Annotated in this window: 14 protein-coding genes and 1 pseudogene; 6 read left to right on the top strand and 9 right to left on the bottom strand. The window is 58.6% G+C overall.

The window, feature by feature from the left end:
- The first annotated feature begins 501 nt into the window (after nt 1–501).
- Genes R3X27_RS12595 through R3X27_RS12580 form a run of 4 tightly spaced genes read left to right on the top strand, consistent with a single transcriptional unit; the run spans nt 502 to nt 11440 of the window.
- On the top strand, nt 502–3732 hold the full coding sequence (locus R3X27_RS12595; RefSeq protein ID WP_317709214.1) for an ATP-binding protein: 3231 nt from the start codon (nt 502–504) through the stop codon (nt 3730–3732).
- A complete protein-coding gene (locus tag R3X27_RS12590; RefSeq protein WP_317709213.1) occupies nt 3729–4337 on the top strand; it encodes a hypothetical protein in 609 nt (202 codons plus the stop codon). Before R3X27_RS12595 ends, R3X27_RS12590 begins: the two co-directional genes overlap by 4 nt.
- Before the next feature lie 18 nt (nt 4338–4355).
- On the top strand, nt 4356–7574 hold the full coding sequence (locus tag R3X27_RS12585) for a DUF1156 domain-containing protein (protein ID WP_317709212.1): 3219 nt from the start codon (nt 4356–4358) through the stop codon (nt 7572–7574).
- A complete protein-coding gene (locus tag R3X27_RS12580; protein WP_317709211.1) occupies nt 7571–11440 on the top strand; it encodes a helicase-related protein in 3870 nt (1289 codons plus the stop codon). The genes R3X27_RS12585 and R3X27_RS12580 overlap by 4 nt, the downstream gene beginning before the upstream one ends.
- Nucleotides 11441–11916: 476 nt before the next feature.
- Here R3X27_RS12580 and R3X27_RS12575 read toward each other — a convergent pair whose 3' ends face one another.
- Together R3X27_RS12575 and R3X27_RS12570 are read right to left on the bottom strand one after the other, a co-directional pair.
- A complete protein-coding gene (locus R3X27_RS12575) occupies nt 11917–12177 on the bottom strand; it encodes a DUF2312 domain-containing protein (RefSeq protein ID WP_317709210.1) in 261 nt (86 codons plus the stop codon).
- Nucleotides 12178–12296: 119 nt separating this feature from the next.
- Nucleotides 12297–12461: pseudogene (locus tag R3X27_RS12570) on the bottom strand (DUF2312 domain-containing protein); the annotation flags it as partial.
- 154 nt (nt 12462–12615) lie between these two features.
- Between R3X27_RS12570 and R3X27_RS12565 the strand changes: the two are divergent.
- The gene (locus R3X27_RS12565; protein WP_317709209.1) at nt 12616–12831 is read left to right on the top strand and encodes a hypothetical protein; all 216 of its coding nucleotides are present in this window, start codon (nt 12616–12618) and stop codon (nt 12829–12831) included.
- 181 nt (nt 12832–13012) lie between these two features.
- Here R3X27_RS12565 and R3X27_RS12560 read toward each other — a convergent pair whose 3' ends face one another.
- The gene (locus R3X27_RS12560; RefSeq protein ID WP_317709208.1) at nt 13013–15037 is read right to left on the bottom strand and encodes an enoyl-CoA hydratase-related protein; all 2025 of its coding nucleotides are present in this window, start codon (nt 15035–15037) and stop codon (nt 13013–13015) included.
- An 84-nt stretch (nt 15038–15121) separates the two neighbouring features.
- Entirely contained in the window at nt 15122–15451 is a 330-nt protein-coding gene (locus R3X27_RS12555; protein WP_317709207.1) for a TraR/DksA family transcriptional regulator, read from the bottom strand.
- A gap of 119 nt (nt 15452–15570) precedes the next feature.
- Here R3X27_RS12555 and R3X27_RS12550 point away from each other — a divergent pair, with 119 nt between their 5' ends.
- Nucleotides 15571–15996, top strand: coding sequence for a TIGR01244 family sulfur transferase (locus R3X27_RS12550; protein WP_317709206.1), 426 nt, complete (start codon nt 15571–15573; stop codon nt 15994–15996).
- Nucleotides 15997–16236: 240 nt separating this feature from the next.
- Here R3X27_RS12550 and R3X27_RS12545 read toward each other — a convergent pair whose 3' ends face one another.
- The 5 genes from R3X27_RS12545 to R3X27_RS12525 form a co-directional block, all read right to left on the bottom strand.
- Nucleotides 16237–17400 carry a FliM/FliN family flagellar motor switch protein gene (locus R3X27_RS12545; RefSeq protein WP_317709205.1) on the bottom strand — a complete coding sequence of 388 codons (1164 nt, stop codon included), beginning with the start codon at nt 17398–17400 and terminating at the stop codon, nt 16237–16239.
- A 109-nt stretch (nt 17401–17509) separates the two neighbouring features.
- Nucleotides 17510–20218, bottom strand: a complete 2709-nt coding sequence (locus tag R3X27_RS12540) for an ATP-binding protein (protein WP_317709204.1) — start codon at nt 20216–20218, stop codon at nt 17510–17512.
- A gap of 4 nt (nt 20219–20222) precedes the next feature.
- Nucleotides 20223–20648 (bottom strand): hypothetical protein, encoded by a 426-nt coding sequence (locus tag R3X27_RS12535; protein ID WP_317709203.1) that lies wholly within the window; start codon nt 20646–20648, stop codon nt 20223–20225.
- Nucleotides 20645–21028, bottom strand: a complete 384-nt coding sequence (locus tag R3X27_RS12530; RefSeq protein WP_317709202.1) for a response regulator — start codon at nt 21026–21028, stop codon at nt 20645–20647. The genes R3X27_RS12535 and R3X27_RS12530 overlap by 4 nt, the downstream gene beginning before the upstream one ends.
- Before the next feature lie 183 nt (nt 21029–21211).
- Nucleotides 21212–22795, bottom strand: coding sequence for a hypothetical protein (locus tag R3X27_RS12525; RefSeq protein WP_317709201.1), 1584 nt, complete (start codon nt 22793–22795; stop codon nt 21212–21214).
- Nucleotides 22796–22804: the final 9 nt, after the last annotated feature.

Raw genomic sequence — 22804 nt, 5'->3', positions numbered from 1 at the left:
ATATAGCGCGCAAGCCCCGACCGACCACAAAATGTACACACGAGAGGTCCGGGCTGGCGATACCTTTCTGAACATTCCCCAGAACCGAAGTCTGGAGTAATATCATCCAGACTTGACTGACGCGCAGAGTCTGAGTCGTTGAATCTCGGTTTCCTGAAAAGCTTACTTCAGCTTGCCAGTTTCGCCCTGCGACCCCGGGCCTCTGTTCGCTACGTCGTTGGGATTGGGCAGTGAAAGTCCCGCCTCGCCGGTCGTACAGGCGCGGCTCAACTTTCCTGCGCCGCACCTTCGGTCTGATAGAGGTTCCCTTTATGCGGCAGTTGGAGGATAAACAAGCTGGCCCAAGAGCAAGGTGTTTTCCGACGTCGCACGACCTGTGCAAAAAAGTACTCCAGACCACCGCATTTCGTTCCTACCTTATGGAAATGCTGGTTCTTTTCTTGAGTGCTCCGTCTTCATGAAAACCGGCCAATATGGATGCAAGGAAAGGTGCCAACCAACATGCGACCGGTCTACGAGCAATGCACACCGCGTGCTGATATCATTTCAGGAACGTTCAACCCGGAGCTGTTTACAGCCAGCCTCAAACAGGTAATGGACAGCTATGCTGGCCGCCAGGTCGCCGATACTCCTTATACCGATGCAAAGATCTTCTTTGGAGAGGCGACATACCCGACAAGTGGGATGCGCGATCTGTTTGCGACCGTGCTTCGAAGAGTCACTGGCGATACAACAGCGAGCGCGATCACCCGGCTCGAAACCGGGTTTGGCGGCGGCAAAACTCACTCGCTTATTGGCCTCGTGCATTGCGCGAAACGAGGGCAGGATATTCAGCATCTTGTGAATCCACTGTTCCCCGACCTTCCGCTTTTGGAGCCTGATGAGGTCTGTGTCATAGCAATCGCTGGTGACGTATTGTCCGTCAACAAGCGGTCTGGAACAGCATTGATTCCTCACACATTGTGGGGAGAGCTGGCAATGCAAGTTGGTGGCGAAGGCCTTTACCGTGAGCTCAAGGGAGATGTGTCATCGGTTGCAGCCCCTGGCGATGACTTTTTTCGTCGTGTCCTTGGAGGTCGCAAGGCTATTGTTCTCATAGATGAACTTGCACAGTATGTTGCACGCTTCGAAGCAGCGCATCCGGGAATCGGTTCAACACAAGTTGCTGCATTCCTGATGGCGTTGTCTACTTTTGCACGATCCGTTCCAGGCATCTCTGTTGTGATTTCTCTTGCCAGTTCGACCGATGCCTTTGCCAAACAAAGCGAAAATCTTGGGTCTGAGCTTACGAGGATCACTGGAGCAGAGATCACTCCTGAAGAGGCCGCAAAACGCGCCGCGCTTGCGGTTGGTGAAACTGAAAGCGTGGTCGCTCGAGATGCACTTCCGATCAAGCCCGTGCCACAAAACGAGCTCTCCCGAGTGCTCGCGCGCCGGTTGTTCTCAAGCATCGACCCATCGGCGGCCAGCGAAGCAGCTGAGGCCTACGCCGCCATCTACGCTTCGTGTCCCACGGACCTGCCTTCTGAGGTAAAGCATGCTGAGTATGTCGACATTCTTCGGTCAAGCTACCCTTTCCATCCCACATTTCTTCGGTTCCTCAACGAGAAGCTCGCTTCAATCGAGACATTTCAAGGAACGAGGGGTGTCCTTCGTGTAATGACGCTGGCAATTCGCCTGATCTGGGAAAAACAACCTTACACACCGATGATCCATGTTGGGCACCTCGATTTTTCCGATCGACTTATGGCTGACGAGATTGTTGGAAGCCGTCTCAGAGCTGGTGACATGCAAATCGTCCTGAATACCGATGTCGGCGGTCCACAGTCGGACTCTTTGGCTTCCAGTAGAAGCCGCGCACAAATGCGTGACAAAAACAACCCATTGCCGTCTGGGATTTCCTACCATGAAATGACCTGGCGGACGGTCCTGGTGAACAGCCTCGTCGGTCGGTCTGGCGGCGTTGCCAGCAACTTGTTTGGCATCAATGAAGCAGATGCAATTCTGTCAGTGACCATGCCGGAACTCCCTGCCACCGCGGTCAAGACAGCTCTCGAAGCGATCCAAAAGAATGCTTATTACCTCCGCGAACAAGATGGAAAGTATTTCGCAAGTACAGATCCCACCATCAACCGAGCATTGAATGACATCCGTGAAGGCGTGAATCGTGAAGATGCACTGAAATTGATCCTTGAGGCTTCTCGAAAAGTCATCACTAACCAGAATGGTATCTTCGAAGTCCGTGAGGATGTAACCGCGCCACAGGACATGGCTGAGTCGCCCAAACGTCCCTCCCTTGGTATCGTTCGTGTAGACGCTGCCAAGATCACGATCGATGACTTCATTGAAACCGTTGGTGTCGGTCAGCCACGAATATCACAGAATCACATATCGCTCTTGATACCCAATACCGTTGCAACGGATCGCGATGCAGAGGGCATGTTCGCTGCTCAAGGGGCTCAAAGAAGTCTTGATCACCTTGTTGAGCTTGCCAGAGAGGTTCGTGCGATCGAAAAACTCCACTCCGACCCGGGGGCCTATGGACTAACACTCCGCCAGTTGGATGATGATTTCCAAAGTCGCCGAGCACGCGCACGAAATGACCTCAACGTCGCAAGCAGCAAAAGCTATACGCGCCTTGTGTATCCCGGACCAGATGGTGTCGCGATACGGGAAATCCGAGTTGCCGGAGGCGAAGGCGGCGCGGCTATCGCAGAGCAAGTCAAAGAAATCCTTCGTCGAGATGGCGAGGTGATCGAGGCCGACCGCGCGACAACCATGGAGATCGTTCGCGGGCTTTCACAGCTCTTTTTTTCATTGGGGAGCGAAACGCCGTCTCTGCAAAGTATCAGGGATGCCTTTGCCCAGCAGCGTCGTTGGCCGATCTTGGAAGAGCCCGGAGTATTGTACCGGGTGATTTCAGCCGGCGTCGAAAAGGGCGTGTGGTGCCTGTTCCGTTTTCTGGACTCTGCCGCTGATCAACCCGACGAGATCTACAACGCAGATAACCCTGCCCCACTTACGGCGGATCTCTCTTTAGACGGTTGGTCTGTAATTCAAGTCCCCAAAGCGCGTGCCCGTGGATGGATCAAGGGCGAGAAGCCCTCCGAAGACAAAATCCGCGAATGGACGGCAGATGTTGCACGCCAAGCAAGTGAAACCAAGGTTTCCGACATTGTCGAGAAGGTCCGCGAGAAGTCCGACGCAATCGAAGAGGCGGATGTCCTGAATGTGATCCCCAAGGTGATCGGGCAGGATCGATATGTTGTTCATGACGGGAGTATTGGTGCCAAGGACAAGCCCGATGGTTTCCGTGACGGCGTCGAGGCGACATTCAGGCCAGCACAGGCCGATGATGTCCTGATGACGCGCTCGGAAGCATCCAAGCGCGGATGGCTTGAACAAGTATCACGACGCCTTGAGATCGAAGAGGAAGGAATGTCCCCGAAGACGTTGATTCCTCTTATCAAACGACTTGGGCGCATTGCCGCCAGTGGTGCAAAATCCAACGTCGACGACTTCAGGATTCAGTCCCTTAGAGTACCAGGCGGCGCATCGATCGATCTCAAGATTGCAGATGCGACCCCTGAAAGCTTAAAGGTGCTCGATGAACTCTTCGAAACGCTGATGACTGTCGGAAGGGTTGATGAAAACACATTCGCGTCGATTGAGATCGAACACCCTGATGATGAGTGCGCACTGGTAGCAGAGCTCAAGAAAGGTGCTGAATGACGACCAAGAAGGGACGTTCCCTCCGCCAGGAGGAGGTCTACAAATCTTTGCATGCAGGAGCGCTCTCATCGGCTCCTTTCGCGCTGCGGGTAACGCAACATAGCGACGTTCCTCCGCCTGTCCTTGTGATAAAAGAGCGTCGTGCCCGCGAGGGAGACCAAGAGGACGCCCGTACGGGCCATCTTCAGGATCGCGGGCGCCTTTATGGCGACGCTCTCCGGCGGTTGCTTCCCCTGGTTAAGTCCATCGTTGCACAAGCTCGCAACGAAAACGACGTGCCGCTTGAGGTCGATATCTTTCTGTCCATCGATGCAATCAAAACGCAGCGAACGCTGGTTATTAATGAAGAATCCGGAGCGAAGCTCGGCATCATTTTCAAACTGCAGGAACGAATGACAGATCTCGACCGCGTAGAATTGCTGGCACGGCGTGTCGCAACGTTCTCGAGAGAAGAGGCAAGCTACTGGTTCTCGCGCATTTCGCACTATGGACCGGTTGCAAACCGATGGGCTGTGTCCGGCCTGCGGATCATGCTGTGTGGCCATGGCAAGGGCCAAGAAGGCGATGTAGAGGCAGCGCTCGAAAAGCTACGTGCACGGCAGTAATGAGATAAGGCAAACAGAATGAATGAAGTCGCTACAGATCTACGCCTCATCGAAGGCGGTTTTCCTTGCCACCAAGTAGGCGCACAAACAGTAAGAGAAACGGCATCCGGGAACCCGCAAACCCACCGTCTTCATGTTTGGTGGGCTCGCAGGCCGCTCACTGTGTCGCGTGCAGCTGTAAAGGCTTCACTGCTCAGTTCCTCGGCTGATCCCGACTCATTTGTCCGCGAGCTTGGTATCTCAAAAAAGGTCGCCATCGTCGGTGAGAAGGAATGGACGCTCGTCGGAAAAGCTCTTGCACATGTGAAGAGCGTTGGCGGTGCTGAAATTCTGCCTCTCGACGACAAGGGTCTGAAGTTGATCCAAACCGAAGCCGATCGAAGAATGAAAAACAGAGAGATCATCGAAAGACTTCTCACTCATGATCCTTCATTCGAAAAGGATCCGGTCGTTTCAAAGTGGAAAGAAGACTCCGCACCTTTCGTTGTGCCGTTTGCAGGGCTTGGCGAAAGCCTACAAATTGAAGATCACGTTGCTGATCCGGCCCAGGTCAACGACCGGTTGGCGTTCAAGAATTCCAACCGTGTGAAGGAAGCTCTCGAAGGCAAGTCTATCCAATGGGATGCCGAAGACCTCTATGGTTATGATCGGGCGTATGCGGTTGCCCCAGATTACCAAGAGACTGGTCTCACTGTCCTCGATGCTACTGCAGGTGGCGGCAGCATACCTTTCGAAGCACTACGCCTCGGACACACCGTCATCGCAAACGAACTAAATCCTGTTGCAACAACAATTCTTCATGCGACCCTTGACTTCCCAGCTCGGTTCGGACCCGATTTACTTCAGGATATTGCTCATTGGGGAGAACTTTTGGTATCGACTACTGAGAACAAAGTAGCGGACTTGTACCCCCACTCTCCATTGCCCGCATCCGAACGAATCAAGCTCGAGAAGAATATTGGGAAACATAGTGACCTAATAGAATCGTACGGAGAGTTTGAGCATTCCGCCGCGGATTTTCTTTATTGCCGAATGGTTCGTTGTCCATCGTGCGGAGGTGACGCACCACTTCTAAACAGTCTGTGGCTTTCCAAGAGCTCGGGAAATCAATGGGGTGTACGTATCGTCCCTGAGAGAGAGAAGAGCATTTCATTCGAGGTCTATGAAGCCGAAGGCGGCAAAGGACCCAATGGGGAGAACCCAGATACAGCGACCGTAACACGTGGCGTTGGCCAATGCGTGCATTGTCGGCAGGCCATTTCTGGGGATGAAATAAAAGCTCAAGCGCGTGGCGAAAGCAATCACGGGCGGTGGTGGGATCGCATATACGCGGTCTACTCAAACAGACTTCAACCCAAACTGGATTCCAATGGAAAAATTCAAAGATATGTCTCCGGTCAACGCGTTGGAGAAATCAAAACGGAGAAGGTAAAGTTTTTTCGGGCACCTACAAAGCAGGACTTGTCCGCTCTGAATAAGGCCAATGAACGGCTCTCGGAAAACTGGGACAGATGGGAAAGCGCCGACCTTGTCCCCACAGAGTCGATCCCAACAGGAGCCAAGACAAGTGAGCCGCTTCGTTATGGCATAACACGCTGGAGCGAGATGTTTGCACCACGTCAACTCGTTGGGCATCTTTTTTTGATGGAGCAGTTTCTGGCGCTGCAACCTGAGATACAAAGTGCATTGGGAAATGAACGCGGAAACGCTGTTATCACTTATCTTCAATTAATCATCGACAAATTCGTCGACTACAACAGTCGACAAACACGATGGCATTTCTCACGAGGCCTAATTGTCGGAACGTTCGGACGCCACGATTTTTCTCTGAAGTGGACCTATGCTGAAATGCCCTACACTGGTCCGTCCAGCGGATTGCGATGGGCGTTTTCTCAGGTGCATGATGCTTTCAAGGGTATTTCCGAACTTGTCTTTCCTGTCTACCAGGCAAGAGGTCCATCTCTTCCATTAAAGATCCTAAACGGTTCCGCAGGAAACATGGCAGCGGTCGCGTCGAAATCCGTCGATCTTGTATGCTTCGATCCCCCTTATTACGACAATGTCCAGTACGGAGAGCTTTCGGACTTCTACTACGTCTGGCAAAGACGAGGTCTTCGGGAGATATATCCCGAATTATTCTCAAGGCGTCATGTGAATAAATCCGAAGAAGCCGTTGCCAATCCGTCACGCGATGGTTCGGCGAAGGAGGCCAAGGCAGCCTATGAGCGCATGATGAGCGAGATTTTTTCTGAATGTCGTCGTGTCCTTAGCGATGACGGTGTGATGACGCTTATGTTTACTCATAAAAAGCAAGAGGCTTGGGAAACACTCACGCGCTCGCTGATCGAGTCCGATTGGATCATCACGGCCTGCATGCCGGTCGAGTCTGAGTCTGGGTATTCGATGCACCAGATGAATTTAGCCGCAGCCGCTTCCACCATATTTATCACTTGCCGGAAGCGATACGGAGAAGGTGACGAGCCTGCGGCTTGGCGTGGCATTGGCGGAACGGGCGTCGAAGCCAAGATTCGAAGCGCTGTTCGTGGAGGTCTTGCCGAATTCGACCGCCTTAATCTAAATCCAGTGGACGAGATGATCGCGAGCTTTGGACGTGCCCTGCAGGTGCTCTCGGAACGTTGGCCTGTGTATGACGGCGATGAGGTGGTCTCTCCTGTCAAGGCGATGACCTCGGCCAGTGCGGTCGTGGCCGCGCACCAAATTACCAGGATCACCAAGGGGCGTCTTTCCGTCGAGGATCTCGACACGGAGACAGCCATGGCACTGACAATCCTCGGCGCTTTCGGCACTGCTGAATTCGCTTTCGACGACGCCCGAAACCTCGCCAACGCTCTGAACATCTCGATCGAGGGCAAAACCGGAAACTACTCCGTCGCTGACAGAAAAATCGGCATGGCAACCCACCAAGCAGGTGCCTCCTACGCTTCACCACTGGTCAAGGCAGGCTCCAAGATTCGATTGACGGCGCCAGAGGAACGCGCTGACATTCGCCTCGAAATGCCTCAAACCGCCTGGGATCGCCTTCATGGTCTCATTGCTGCCTATAGAGAAGGCCAGGATATCAGTGTCCGCGCCTATTTCGAAAAGGAATGTGCACTCCAAGAACAACTTCAGAAAGATCTCCTTGACGTCTATCGCGCCGAGATCGGAGATGAAAAACTGCAGAAGGAAATCGACTGGATACGCTTCGCGCTTGAGAGTTTTGGAGGTACGCAGTGAATGATTCAGCCGGCGCTATAGATCTCGCGCCGGCGTCCTTCCAGGACGTCGATTGGCGGGATGAGTATCGGACTTCTGAAATCCGCCCCGGCGAACCAGCGACGGATATCCTCAAGGAATTCTACGTCCCGGCATTGGAAAGAACAGTCCGGTACGATCGTGTTGCCGGCTACTTCCGATCATCCTCCCTTGCTGTTGCCTCACAGGGCTTTACAGCATTGGCGAAAAACGGCGCAAAGGCCCGATTCCTTGTTGGTTGTGATCTCGACAAGGACGATGTCGAGGCTGCGCTGAGAGGAGCCGACGAAGGACTGGTCGAACACCTTGCATCAGCTCTGGAGAATGATGGATCCTGGAGCGATGAGACGGTTCGAGGCGTCGATCTCTTGGCCTATATGATCTCCCAAGAAATCCTGGAAGTGAAAGTGGCTTTCCGGGTGCATAGGGCTTCCGGCGACCCAATCTCAGTTGATGCCACCCTTGATGGGTATGTTCACGAGAAGTGGGCTGTTTTCGTCGACGCGTCTGGCGACGCCATCAGAATTGACGGCTCCCTGAATGAATCCAAGACCGCACTTGCTATCAATGCCGAGAACGTAACTGTCCACTGTTCTTGGTGGGACGAGAGGTCCTGCCGAAAGGCGAAAAAAGCTCTGAACGATTTTGATCATCTGTGGAAGCATGGCAGCGAAGGAATTCGAGTCATGCCTCTCCCAGACGCGGTCCAGGCCCGCCTTGTTCGAATGGGAAAAAAGGTTCTGGAGCCCAAGGAGATCGACGGAAGCGGGGCAAAGCTCCCCATCGCCGTTCCAGGCACACCCTTCGATTGCCTCGCACCGGCAGACTATCTCCGTTGGCGGCTCATCAAAGACGGACCAAGGCTTTTGGGCGGCCGGTTCGTCGGTATTGAAACAACCCCTGTCGAACCATGGCCGCATCAGGCATTCGTCGCGCGGCGACTTGTAACATCTTGGCCTTACAGCTTCTTGATGTGTGATGAGGTCGGCCTTGGGAAGACCATTGAAGCTGGTTTGGCTATTCGCTCATTGTCACTTTCCGGACTTGCTCAGCGTGTACTGATTGCAGCCCCAGCCTCTCTCACTCGCCAGTGGCATCGCGAAATGAAATCAAAGTTTCTTCTCGATTTCGCGCGCACCGCCCCCAGATCCCGCCAAATGCGACACGAAAGGTTGGACCAGGAAGGCAACACATTTGAAACATCAGAGGGCTCCCTTCTCGATCCGGACTTTGTCATTGCTTCAACAGGACTTCTAACGCATCGAACACGCCTTGGAGATGTCCGAGCCGCCAAAGGGTGGGATATTGCCCTGCTGGATGAAGCTCATTACGCTCGCGCGGTTCATAAACGCAACCGGCTGTTCTCGCTTGTGGACGATACTCTCCGAGAAAAAAGCAATTCACTTCTCCTGGCGACCGCCACGCCGCTGCAGCTTGAAATGCAAGAAGCCTTTGACTTGATGAGGCTGACACGGCGGGTTGGAAGCTTCGCTTTCGATGACGATATCACGCGTGAATACTACGACGCTGTTCAGGAGTTCGTCCGCACGAAGGGGCGTATATCTCTGGCAACTATCGATTTTCTTCGTCGCGCAGTTCACGAAATCAAACTGCTTGATCCCGGGTATTGGGATTTTGTCATGAGTGCGTACCGTTCAGCCTCAGATCGCCGGACCGTTTCACGATGGGTGGAAGACGGACGTGCATTCTCAAGGTCAGACTATAAACTGATTGCTCGCGCTCTCAGGGCAGCTGCCCCCCTCTCCAGGGTCATGCTACGTCACACGCGTGACCTGCTACGCCTTTACCGTGAAAGCGGCCAGCTCAATGCCAACTTGGCAGAAAGGCAAGTTCGCCAACTTGACCCAATTCAATTCTCCCCATCAGAGCGTTGCGTCTACGATGCCCTCGAGAGCTACTGCCGAGAGCTTGATGCTCAAGTTCGAAATGCGTCCACTCAAAACGAACAGCGACGTATCGCTGCGATGGGATTCTATCTCAGCTTCCTTCGGTTGAGGTTTTCTTCGAGCCTTCATGCGATTCACAAGACGCTTGAGCGGCGCCTGGAAAAAGTTGATGCTACTCTCCGTGCTCAGCAGCGAACGGTAAATGCGCCTACTGACGACGACTTAGAGGATGCTGTCTTTGATGCTGATGAAGAAGGCGATGACATCGCTGTAGAAGCATTGCTTGATGGTCGTTCTGAAGCGGACCTGTTGTGGGAAAGAGAGGCACTCTCTGGACTTCTCGAACGTCTCAGTCAGCTTTCTGGCATGCCGTCAAAGCTTACCAGGCTAATGGCTGAATTAAGCAGAAGAAGGTCTGGCAATAGGATCCGCCAGACAGTCGTGTTTACACGCTTCAAGGACACCCTTGACCATCTTGTCGATGAACTCAGAGCACGAATGCCAAGCGCGTTGGTCGGAACGTTTTCCGGCGCGGGTGGAAGCCAGTATGATCCGAATACCGGAACCATGATTTCCAAAACTCGCACGGCAATCACACAGAATTTCGTCAGAGAAGAAATCGACGTCTTAATCTGCACCGACGCTGCAGCTGAAGGACTGAACCTCCAAACAGCAGATCTTTTGATCAATTTCGACCTTCCGTGGAACCCAGCGAAGGTTGAGCAACGAATTGGGCGAATTGACCGTATTGGCCAAAAGTATCAGAAAATCGAAGTTGCGAATTACGCATACGCAGGATCGGCCGAAGAAAGGGTCTACGGTCGTCTTCTTTCCCGACTTGCCGAGGCTGGCCTGATCGTTGGTCCTCAACAAATCGCACTACTTCCAGTGACAGAGGCAGATTTTCGTGTACTTGAGAACCCGCATGCGACTCAAGAAGAACTTCAACGGATAGAGCTGGAGGCAGCAGAACGCCTCAAGAGGGCAAAGGCGGCAGCGCAAGCACTGGAGATACCCCCCAAGGAGCTACAAGATTTCTATCGAGCTTGGGAGCGCGATCACGATTTTTCATCACCTGTGACACTTCAAGATATCGATATTGCCCTTCAGACACTGTCGAACGTGGACCAATCACTCTTGTCACCAACGGCCAATCCGAGTGTATTTGCATTTCGACGGCAAAACGGACATGTCACGTTCCTGACCACTTCGCGCGATGTATTCAACAATCCGCCACAAGACATCCGTACAAACCTTGAGTTTGCATCATATGGAGCCGATGCTTTTGAAGAGATTCTCGAAAGTATTCCCGAGCATGCGCCTTCGTGGATGAAAAGGCTTTGTGTCTCTGACGCCATCGACGACAAAGCTCTGGAAAGAGTGGCATTTGTCATTGCGAGTTCGGAGAGTAGTAGGGAAATTTTTCGAGTTTCAGATATTAATGGCGTAGAACCAGACCTCAGTCAAACTGTCTCTGAGGGAAAGGTCGATGAAGTAAGATCGAAACTTAATGACTCTTTGCTGGCAGAGATTGCCGCCTATCAGGAAGCATCGAGAGATCAAGTCGCGAATCAAAGGGCTTCGATCCAACAGAAAACGTTGTCATACGAGGTTGGAGCTTCCTTTATCGAAAGCGCGACGGGTCCGCACGACGCAGACGATTTACACCGTAGACTTCGTGACGAACTACTGCCGAATCGTCCGGAGGGGATGATGGTAAGAATTCCAAGCAGGAACTTGGAACTGATGGCTCCAATGCTCTTGGAAACGCCGGCGCCTGGAATTTCTGGATCAGACACGAATGTTCATGTTTCGCCGCCACAATGGAATGCCGCCGAACCCAAAATCGACAAGGTAATTCGTGACATGCGGCGGCAGGGGGAGGAGATGTTCCGAGATGTCACTGCATTGCGCCTCCGTCGAAAGGCGGAGCGTTCCTGAAGACCTTTGGCCTGGCAGATCAACGTTTTTGGGCGCCACAGTCATACGTGTTAAGTTCTGATCGATTGGATTGCGGCCCTTGTGTGTGTGCGGCCCACTGTCTTCCAACCAAAGCTCATCCCAAAAGAAGAGAACAAATTCCCTTCCACATGCCCAACAAAGACTTCAGCAACGTGGGCGATATATCTCGCGGTTCACGGGCATCCCATGCGAGGGCTGTAGCCATACGACCGAACGGGCCACGCTGTATGCTCCCGCTGACATCTGTCTACATCAAGGATGCTCCGGTACCGAGCCCGCAAGCGCAAAGGATCAAGGCAAATTGCATGTTCGGTAACAGACAGAGTGATACCGTTTTTTGGGACGTCGGTATAGCTCGACACGTCGCGAGCTTTGCTTGGCATATCCGTTTCAAAAACGAAGCCCATCTTCAAAGCTTAACAATTACCGAGCAACTGGAAATCATGGATCAGCAGCTACGCCATCCCTAAAGCTTCCTTGTACATTTCCAGAACGGCCTCCTGTTCAGCCACCTCATCCTTATCTTTCTTTCTAAGACTTACAATCGCTCTCAGCGCCTTTTGATCATACCCACGTGACTTACTCTCGGCGTAGACTTCCTTGACCTGTTCGGCGATGTCCTTTTTTTCTGCCTCAAGGCGCTCAATCCTCTCGACGAACTGCCGCAACTCGTTTGCAGTGACTTTGTAGCTATCTTGGGTGGTTTCCTGATCCATTGTCAGCGATGCTCCTTCGGATTGTGTATTCTGCAGTTCCAGAGAACACTAAAGGTCACGCGTTCCTGCGTAACCCATTGTTTACTCACTCACGCAACGTTTTAGTGGTGGTAAAACAGACCGCGCGCCTTGGCTTCCGCCATCACTTCCTTCTGCTGCTCGGCAATGTCCTTCTTTTCGGCCTCAAGCCGTTCGTACCGTTCGATAAACTGACGCAGCTCGCCTGCCGCAACCTTGTAGGTCGCATCCGACGAACTGCCGGTCTCGCTGGGAATGTCGCTCATGCCTGCCCGCGCCTTTCGCTGTTGCTGAAACTTTCTTCGACAAGCCCCTGATCTATCCATCACCGCTCCCCCCCGCAAGGCCAGTTGCAACCGGTCGCGCAAGGCGATAGCGCGAGGGGATAGCAGCTGGGCCACGCGGTGAGGGAGATTGAAGATGGAAATGCTGATCTGGATCGGCGCGGCGGTGTCGCTGCTTGGCATGGCAGGGATCATCTACTGCGTCATCGCCGTGGCGCGCGCCAAACGGGAGCAGCTCGATGACGAGACCATGCGGGCAAGATTGCAGAAGGTCGTGGCCTGGAATCTCGGCTCGCTCGCGATCTCCTCGCTTGGGTTGATGATGGTGATACTGGGGATCTTCCTCGCTTAAGACGGCCCGTGTTGGGATCTTTCGACCGGAGAAAGCCGGCTCGCGACCCCAGACCGAAAAGCCGAGTGGCCCGGGCGCCGGACCGACGACGCCCCCTCTCGATCCGATGCTTGCTGTGGTCTCTATGGCCAGAATGAGATCGCCCGGATGCGCCCCCCACAGCCCGCAAAGGTCTGACCTCCTAACTAAGCATATCCGCGACGACCCGATCATATGTCTCAGGCAGGGCCCAGAAACGCGCATCCTCCTGTTCGGCCAGGGCAAGCAGGGCCGCCTTCACCGAGCCCCATCCCTCCCGGCCAGCCTCGAAGAGCGGCCCGCCCAGCCGACGCGGATAGCCCAGCCCGATCGTCGCCAGCAGATCGAATGTGCCAGCCATCTCTACCCTGCCTTCCGCCAGCATGCGGAGCCCTTCCAGCACCATCGAGAGATGACAGAGCCGAACGATTTCTTCCGCCGAGACGGAGCGCGCGGTCAGCCCGGCATCCGCCCGCGCCGCATCGATCAGGGCCTCGACACCCGCCGAGGTGACCCCCTCCGGGATACCTTCAGGATAGTCATGAAACCCGCGCCCCGCGCTCCGTCCGAGCCGCCCGGCCGCGCAGAGGCGGTCGAGCACCGTGACATAGCGCTGCCGCGGATCTCGATGTTCCGCTTCCGCCTGACGTTGCGCAAGCACGTGCCGCAGACCGATCGCATCCACTCTTCGGAACAACCCGGTCTCGTGGCCCGCCGCCTCCAGCGCGCTGTCGACCTGCCGCGGTGTCGCTCCCGCTTCCAGAAGACGTTCACCGGTTTCGAGAAACCGCACCGAAAGCCGGCCAATCAACGGACCGCCAGCCCCCGGCGTCGCCGGAACCGGCAACGATCCCATCTGCGTCAGGAGATCCGAAAGGCCCGCCAGATCCTGCGTCTTCCCCTGCGCTGGCGGCTGAATTTCGACAATCCCGCCCGCCGCACAGGGGGCGCTTGCAAAGAGCCCGACCGCTCCGGGACCAAGTTGCGCTTCAGCACTCCGGCCTGTCATCCCAAGCCCCGGCGCCAACAGGCCAACCCGCTTCAGCCGCGACAGATCGCGCGCCGACGGACGGACGTCCGCTCCGAAAAGGACAAGCTCACAGCCGCACAGCTCGGCCGGACCGCTCGCGCTGCTGAGCCGCGACAGGCAGTCATTGCGGGCCTCGGGGGAGATCTCTCCTTTTGCGACCAATGAAGCAAGCTGCAGCCCGATCTCCGACAGGCACGCCCGAAGCCGCGCCGGGTCCTCCTCCGACAAGGTCACGGAGCAGCCTGCCACAAGGAACCCGAGCGCCGCGTCCTCGATCATGACCTGATGGAGCGCGACAGATTTCGGCGGCGCGTCTCCGCGCGGCAGGACAGCGGCCTTTTCCGCCCGGCGCAGATGCTCAAGAGCCTGTGCGGCCGGCGACTGCAACAGGGCCGCCGCTGCGGCCATTTCGAATCCAACCCCCGCCTCGAACGGCATAATGAGGGCTGCTTCCACGCAATCGGCCAACTGCGCCCGCGCGCCCGCTTTCGGGCCGAGCCCCCCGTCCCGAAAGGCCCTGCAAGCCGCACGGAAGGCCGCAGGATTGGCAAGCCCCTCTGTCCGCTTTGAACTCCGGCGCGGCCCCGCGCCAGCCTCCGCCAGACGTTGGGCAAGCGAAACCGTGGCGTCGACCAGCTCCCCGGAAACGACACCATCCAGAAGTCCGGCCTCGACCGCCTCCGCCGCCGTCACAGACCGCCCGGTGCCCAGCCAGTCCAGCGTCCGCTCCGCCCCGACAACCCGGGCCAGACGCTGCGTGCCGCCGCCCCCTGCCAGGCGCTCCAACGGCACTTCCGGCCAGGCCAGCACCGCGCCCTCTTCCGCCAGCCGGAAATGGGCCGCCAGCGCAAGCTCGGCCCCAGGCCCACTGAGGTCTCCCGCCACGCCGAGAACAACCGGAATTTCCATATCTTCCAGAGCCTTGCAAGCGGCCGCCAAGCCATCATCCGCCGCAGGGTGCGCCGCGTGTTCCGGCGTGACCGAAACCGTTGAGGCAAAAAACAGCACCAATGCGCCAATCTCCGCCTCCAGCCCCTCGCCCCCCGCGAGCCGGATCAACGCTCGCCGCGCGGAGAGACCCAGTGCATGTCCGGGTCCGGTCTCGAGCACGGCAACAGCCACCGTGCCGAGTGTTTCGAGCCTGATCCCCGACAGCATTGCCCCGCCTTTCGCCTCGCCAATTCGACCGCATCAAACCGTCCCGCCAGCCGGAAGACAAGGGCGGCCCGCCGGGTAATGCGGTCAGCGCGACAGCTTGCGGGCGCAGTCGGCACAAAGCGGCGTGAATGGCAGCAGATCCAGCCGGGCCTCGGCAATATCGTCACCACACTGGACGCAGTCGCCGTAGGTGTTCTCGTCGATCCGGACCAGTGCCGCCCGGATCGCCGCCATCTCGACTTTACCCGCGCGCCCCTCGCCCTCGAGCACCTCGTCGGTCTCGCGTTCGATGGCCAGTTCCTCCCAATCGCGCGACTGGTGGCTGTCCAGTTCGGCGCCGATTTCAAAAAGTTTCTCCTCCAGCACCTTCAACCGCGCCTCCAGTTGGGCCTTGCGCTCGGACGTACCGACCATAGCCTTCTCCTCACCTTTGCTGGCCTTACAGGCTAGGCCTGCGCGACGCTTCGGTCCTTGACGCAAATCAACCCGAAAAGCCGGGTTGATTTCCGCGCGCCGGTAGCGGAAACAGGCACATGGATATTCGCGCGCTCACTGATGTATACGCTGTCTCGCCGCAGATCACGCCCGAGGACATTCCCGCGATCGCCGCGGCCGGGTTCCGACGGATCATCTGCAACCGCCCTGATGAAGAGGTCGTGGACGGTCTCCGGTCCGAACATGTCCGGCTGGCGGCGGAAGCGGCGGGCCTCGAATTCGTCGCGATTCCGTTGGCGCAGGGAGACAGCTTTTCCAGCGACATCATCCGACAACGTGATGCGATCGCGGATGCGGAGGGGCCGGTCCTGGCGTATTGCGCCTCCGGAACGCGTTCCACCATCGTCTGGATGTTTCTCTCGGCACGCAGCCAGCCGGTGGGAGATCTGCTGGAATGCGCAAACCGCGCAGGCTATCCGCTCGCGGCCCTGCGCCCTCAACTCGAGGCCGCTGCGGCCGGCTGATCCCTTTGACGCGCACCGTCTCAGGGACGGGGGCCATGCCCTTCCGGAGCGACCTCAATCGATTTTCTGCACGCCACTGGCAAGAAATGCGGCGTTTTGCGAACGAGGTCTGCCCGGTCCGGAATTCTTTGGAATGCAGCCCCTGCGCGGCCGCTTCAGAACACGGGCATCGAACGCTGTCCACGCTGCACTATCTCTGAGATTTGTCCACCGGACGTGCCCCGATTGCGCAGCAGGCCCCTAACCCAGGCCGATATCTGGCAATCCGTCATCGTCGCCAATCGCCCCGATGGCCATCGGTTGACCCAGTCCGCCGCCGATATCGGGCAGGCCTCCACCGCTGATATCGGGCAGCCCTCCTCCGCCAAGATCCGGAAGCCCATCCTCTGGCTGACCCAGTCCCGGAAGGTCCGGCAGCGAGGGAAGCCCGTCTGCATGGCCATCATCGAAACCGGAAGGCGCTAGCGCAGCGCTGTGCACGAGCGACGGGCCTCTTGCACCAGCACCTGCACCATCGGCGCCGAGCCGCAGGGCCCGGAAGCCCTGGCTGCTGCCCAAGCGGCACCGACCGAGCGGGATGCGCTCGGCTCCGGACAGACGGACATTGTCGATCGCGGTGAGCGGGATCGGAATCTCGTCCCCGGGTTTCAACTCGCTGATGGCAGAGATCGGAAGGTGGAACCTGTGCAGAACGGCGTCGAGTTGCACCTCTCCCTCCAGCACGCGCAATTGCAGGCTCGGCGACCAGAACGGATCCGAGTCGACAGCGTCTCCAAACATCTCGTCCTGAGGCATCTGCACCGTGCCGCGGCCCTCCGCGGGCAGGGCAAGGAGGATCTCGCCGGTCCTGGTCCCCATCTCGAAATCGAGGGACAGGCCGAAGATCCGATAGTCGATCTCTTCCAGCAACAGGCCAAGCGGGCGCAGATCTTCGACATGGCTGGAATAGCCGAATCCGCTTGCCCAACGGGACTCGTCCCGCCCGGCAAGAGCCTGCTCGAAGCGCTGCAGCACCGCATCGATCAGATCCGCCGCGAGCGCGGCATCGGTCCGCGTTGCCCTGCGCGACGGCGGCAGGGACGTCCCGACAGCCCCGGTCATCTGCTTCTCGATCACCGCCGAAAGCGCGTTGAAATCGAAGGCCATCAAGCCCTGGCCATCTTCCGGACCTTCCAGAACGGCCAGCAGACCGTTCTCCGGCAGCCGTTCGAGAAGATCCGGAAGAGAGGCGATTCGTTCCGATGAACTCGTCGCCGAGATTGCCAGCTCCATCGAGGCCTCCGCCGCCTTGCTCAATGCGGTCGAGAGCGCCCTGGCTGGCAGCACGGCACGATTGGCGGGGGCGGACTCGCGCCCCGCCTCCACCTTTCGTCTCAATACTCTCTTGCGGGCCGCATCGGCCATTCGACAAATTCCCGTCTTGCGCACACCCTCGGCGCACAGGTCACTTTGCTGCAGATTGACCAGAACTCCCTTGGGAAATGGTTAACTTCCGGCGATTTGGAGGGAAAAGCTAACCTGCCGTTCCGGCAGCGCCACGCGCCTCGGCCAGCGGCAGGCTGACACGGAAGGCCGCGCCCCCCTGCCCCGGCAGATATTCGATATTGCCGCCCAGACGCGCCATGATCTCTCGGCAGATCGCCAGACCCAACCCCGCCCCGCCGGCCGCGGACTGGTCCGAAAGCCGGGAGAACTTCTCGAAGATGATATCCTGGCTGCGCGCCGGAATCCCGGATCCGTTGTCGATAAAGTCCACCACGGCACGAGCGTCGGCCTTGCGGACACGGATTTTCAGCTTCGGGTCAGCGGCATCGCAGTATTTTCGCGCATTGCCGATGAGGTTGATGAAAACCTGTGTCAGCCGGTCGGCATCGGTCATCAGACCGATCTCTTCGCGCGTCTTGTCCCGGCTGATTGCCAGCGCACCGTCAGGACGAACCTCGCTCATTTCGCCCGTCGCAGCGATGGCGCGGTCGAGCAAGTCCGACAGGCGCGCCGGCCCGACGCTGAGGCTGACCTGCGCGTTTTCGAGCACAGACAGCTCCAGCAAATCGTCGAGCAACCGGGTCAGGCGAATCGCCTCGTCATGGATGATCCCGGCGAACCGGCCGCTTTCGGACGCATCCATCTCGCCCTCGCGCAGGATCTCCGAGAAGGCGCGGATCGAGGTCATCGGCGTGCGCAGCTCATGGCTGATCTGGCTCAGGAAGGCGTCTTTCTGGATCGACAGCTCGGTGAGTTTCTGGTTGGCGTCGCGCAGCTGGCGCGCGGTGCGTTCAAGCTCGGCCGACTGCGTTTCGAGCTGGTTGGAATATTCGAGGATCTGCTGGGCCTCGTCGGCCACCCGGATCAGGTCCTCGACCAGGATCGAGGAGGAGCCGGCGATCTGGCCGACCATCGCATGGGCCGTCGCCGCACCGACAGAAGCGGAAAGCTCGCGCTCCAGGCTGTCGAGAAATTCCGGCGTGGTCTCTGGCAGGTAGCCGGACTTGCCTTGCCGCGCGGCCTCGGCGTGAAACAGGGCCTGCGCCTCGCTCGCGCCGAGGATGCGCTGCGCCATGGTCAGCAGGTCCTCGGCCTCGGCGGAGCCACGCGTCCAGCCCCGCGCACCCAGCGTGTGCTCGAACACATTGACCACCTGCGCGCCCTGCAACCGCTCCAGCGGCGTCGGGAAAGAGACAATGGAGACCCAGCAATAGGCCACGGTGTTCAGCAGCATCGACCAGAAGAGCGTGTGGATCAGCGGGTCCATCCCCTCGACGCCGAAGAGCGATTGCGGCCGCAACCAGGATAGGCCGAAGGGACCGTTCTCCATTATCCCGACGCTGAACGGGCCGCCCGGGCCGAAGCTCGGCAGGAAGAGCGTATAGGCCCAGAGGACGAAGCCCACGATCAGGCCGGCAGCCGCGCCGGCGCTGGTGCCGCCGCGCCAGAACAGCCCGCCCAGCAGCGCCGGCAGGACCTGTGCCACGCCGAGAAAGGAGATCAGGCCGATCGAGGCCAGCGCCGCCGATCCACCGGAATAGCGGTAGTAGAGATAGCCGAGCGTGAGCACGCCGGCGATGGAGAAGCGGCGGGCCTGCAGCGCCACCCTGCGCATGTCGCCGGCCATGGTCGCGCCCTCGGTGCGCGAGCGCAGGTAGACCGGCATGACGATATGGTTTGACACCATGGTGGCCAGAGCCAGTGCCGCGACGATGACCATGGACGTCGCCGAGGAAAAACCGCCGAGGAAGGCGAAAGTGGCCAACCCGTGCCACTCCTCCTTGAGCGGCAGCGAGAGGACGAAGAGATCCGGATTGGCGGTGTCGGGAAGGGTTTCGAGCCCGACCACGGCGATGGGCACGACGAAGAGGCTCATCAGGCAGAGATAGAGCGGGAAAGCCCAGGAGGCGACGGCGAGATGGGCCTCGTCGTCATTCTCGACCACGATGACCTGGAACATGCGCGGCAGGCAGAGGATGGCGGCGGCGGAGGTGAAGATCAGCCCGGCCCAGCGGGTGGGCACGATGTCCCAGTCGGCAATATGGGAGCGGTCGATACGGGCAAGTATGTCTGCCGGACCGTCCGCCATGCCCCAGACGACGAAGATGCCGACGCCGAGCAAGGCCGCCAGCTTGACCACCGCCTCGACGGCGATGGCCATGACGACGCCGTGGTGACGCTCATTGGCGTTGAGGTTGCGGGTGCCGAAAATGATGGTGAAAAGCGCCAGCCCGGCGGCAACCCAGAGCCCGGTCGAGGCCGGGTTGGCCGGGTCCCAGAACTCGGAATCCGGCTCGGCGAAGACCCCGAAGGAGAGCGTGACAGACTGGAGCTGGAGCGCGATATAGGGTGTCGTGCCGATGACGGCGAGCAGGGTGACGAGCACGCCGAGCCCGCCGGACTTGCCGTAGCGCGACGAGATCATGTCGGCAATGGAGGTGATCCGCTGCGAGCGCCCGACCCGCACCAGCTTGCGCAGAAGCAGCCACCAGCCGGTGAAGACCAGCGTCGGGCCGAGATAGATGGTGATGAATTCCAGCCCCGAGCGGGCGGCATAGCCGACCGCGCCGTAGAAGGTCCAGGCGGTGCAATAGACCGAGAGCGAGAGCGTGTAGACCAACGGCGAGCGCAGCCAGGCGCCGCCGACGCGCCGACTCCGTCGCTCTGCATAGGCAGCCACGGCAAAGAGGAAGGCCACATAGGCCAGCGACACGGTGACCAGCAGGTTGAAGGACATGCGCCTAGCCCTCTCCGCCCGTGCCGGGCCGGGCTTCAGGCTTACCTTCCGGTCGTGTCCCCTGCCCCCCGTCTTCCCCCGGACCTGCACTCGGCATCGCCTTGTCACGCAGCGGTTCGGAGAGGCGGCGGGACAGGAAGGCAGCGACGAGGATCAAGCCGAACCAGATCAGGAATGTGTAGACCGCGCCGGCGGCCGTACCGTGGTCATTTGCCCAGAGCATCGGCAGCAGCAGCAGCGCGGTGCCGAAGGCCGGCAGAAGCCGCGCGGCATCCATGATCCGGCGACGACGATAGATCTCGCGGCCGAGAAAGACCGGCAATCGTGTCCGCTCGTCACCTTCCAGCGGCAGTTCGGCCCAGTCATCCCAACCGTCGGGCAGTCGACCGGAGACCGCCCCCTCCGGCGGTTCCACCGGCCCGCGGGTCAAGCCGCCCCCGTTGCGCCCTCGAACAGCGCGTTCACGGTCTCGAGGACTTCGGAATTGGCGAAGGGCTTGGTCATGAAGCTGTTGACGCCGTAGCGCTCGGCCTGTTCGCGGTCACGCAGCTGGCCCTTGGCGGTCAGCATGAGCACTGGCAGACCCTCCGTCGCCGGCGCCGCGCGCAGCTCTCGCAGGATGTCGAAACCGGACTTTCCCGGCAGCATCACATCAAGAACGAGAACATCCGGCGGCGCGGCCAGAACCGCGTCAACCGCGGTCGCGCCATCGGAATGGGTTTCGACCGCCCAGCCGTCACGCGACAGGATGAATCGGATTGCCTCGATGATGTTTGGTTCATCCTCGACCAGCAAAACGCGCTTGCCCATTCAGTTCCCCCCCGATCAGGCAGATTGCCGGAATACCTGGCCCTGCCCCGCGCTACTATCGCCGCTTCAACCTCCGGTGTCAAAACGCCTCTTTCAGCTCGAAACCCTGGCCGCGACCGACGGTTCGCGACACCTCCACCCACCGCGCAGAGCCGTCCTGACGCCGCCACAAGGCATCGTCGGTCAGCCATCCCGGTTGGCAGGGGCCGCCTGCATGGAGCATCCCTCCCCGACCCGGGCGCCAAGTTTCAGCAGATGCGGCTCCGGTCCGTAGAGGTAGCCGGTCGTTTGCAGCCCCATCCAATCCATCTCCGTCGCGAATAACAGCGGCGCATCGTCAGCGATGTCGTCGCGCTTGCGCCCCAGATCCTCGACGAAACTTCCTGTCCGGCTGAAGTCGAGCTGTTGCATGTAATGGGCCGAAAGAACGGATTCCGGCATCATGACACCGCATCCATGCCGGTACGAGACCAGCGACTCATAGACGTAGAAGTCAGGCAGCCAATAGCCCGTCCCCCCCGTGCGCAAATAGATCCGCGGCTGCCCTTGATGGCCGGTGGCGCTCCAATGCGCCGCGATCTCAAGAGCATCGTCCTTCAGCATGTCCATGAACGCGCCATATCTGGAGGGCGTGATGAACTCGTATTCGGTATAGGCCCGGTCCAGCCCCGGCAGTCGTGTCAGCGGCGCGGGGTTCACACCGACGCCCGCAACGATGGCGACCATGACCCCCTGCCACCCCAGAAGGAGCGCCGACAGGGTTTTGCGTGGTGTGGCCAATGCCAGCGCGCAGACGAGGCTGACCCCCATCAGGTAGGGCATGAAAAGGCGGTAGCCGAACATCATGTGCTGGCCGGACGCCCGGCTCGCATAGAGGAGAAAGAGAACGGCGCTGATGGCTGCCCCGCGCAGGATCGCCTTTCTCAGCGGTGCCTGATGGTTCAGCGCGGCGGGCTTCACAAGGAAAGCGATCAGGAGCAGGCCCGACAGGACAGCGAAATTGAGAAGCGCCGAAAGGCTGTCTATGGGCGCACGCCCGCCAAGCGCGAACTTGATGTAGAAGGAGGTCGGAAAGATATCGCCATAGTAGAGCGCCGCGAATAACAGCCAACTCGCCACCAATGCGAGGCACAGAGCCGCCCCGACCCAGAGTCTGGCGCGGCGAAACTCGACCACGAGAATCGCGAGCAGGATCGGCGCCGTGACAAGAACGCTGTCATACCGGGTCAGGAACATCAGGGCGGCCAGCAGGCCAAGCCAGCTGTAGCTGTACCGGCCAGCCTGACCAGCCCGCGCCAGCACAACCAGGCGCGAGACGAACAATGTCGCCAGACAGGACAACAGGGCCGTCTCCAACCCGCCAACCGTCCAGAGCGCAAGGAATGGCGAAAACAGCGACAGGGCCGTGAACAGCAGCAGCCGCGGCCCCTCCAGCCCCACCCGGCGCAGCGCGACATACCAACCGGCAAGCACCGACAGAGGCGCGAGGACCCGGTAGCTCCTGACCGGATCGAGCCCGACCGAGGCCAGGGCCGTCTCCAGCAGCGCATGCAATGGCGAAGTCAGGGCCGACACCTGTTCGCCGAGATTGTAGACAAGCCCATGCCCGGCGGCTGCGTTGCGCGCATATCGGCCAACGATATAGGCATCATCCGCAACAAAGCCCCAGAACAGGGCGCAGAGGGCAAGAAAGACCAAAGAGCTGGCAACGATAATCGCGCGATCACTATTTTTCGGGCGGTGCAATTCGGGATCAGTAGAAATCATTCAAGGACT

The organism is Tropicimonas sp. TH_r6, from assembly GCF_033101155.1.
GTDB lineage: Bacteria > Pseudomonadota > Alphaproteobacteria > Rhodobacterales > Rhodobacteraceae > Tropicimonas.
Note: the sequence above shows the minus strand (reverse complement) of the source record. Positions and strands in the feature narration are given on the sequence as shown.